Annotated in this window: 1 pseudogene; it reads right to left on the bottom strand. The window is 67.1% G+C overall.

Annotated features, from left to right (window positions below):
• Positions 1-322: pseudogene (locus GV790_RS29505) on the bottom strand (hypothetical protein); the annotation flags it as partial.

Here is a 322-nt window from a genome sequence, read left to right as displayed (position 1 = left end):
CGGCGATCCACATACGTGACAACGCGGGTGGCGGATTCGACGATCTCGCCGAACGCGACGATCAGCAGCACCGCCGAGGTCGTCAGAATGATCACCGCCCAACGATGGGTTCCGGAGAAATCCGAGATGAGCCACGGGATGCCGAGCAGCGGCAGGGCCATCAGGACCAGCAGCGCCCGGACGCTGAGCCACAGGAGGGCCGTGGGCCAATTCGCCCCGTCCACCAGCAGTTTCGATCGCGCCACGGCATCCCGGTGCCGCGCGCCCTCGGCGAATATCACCGGCATGGCGACGAAACGTTTGCCGCGCAGCCAGGCCAGCC

Origin of the sequence: Nocardia cyriacigeorgica, assembly GCF_010858045.1 — a bacterium.
Lineage (GTDB): Bacteria > Actinomycetota > Actinomycetes > Mycobacteriales > Mycobacteriaceae > Nocardia > Nocardia cyriacigeorgica_E.
The sequence above is the reverse complement of the archived record's forward strand: the minus strand, read 5'-3'. Positions and strand labels throughout refer to the sequence as shown.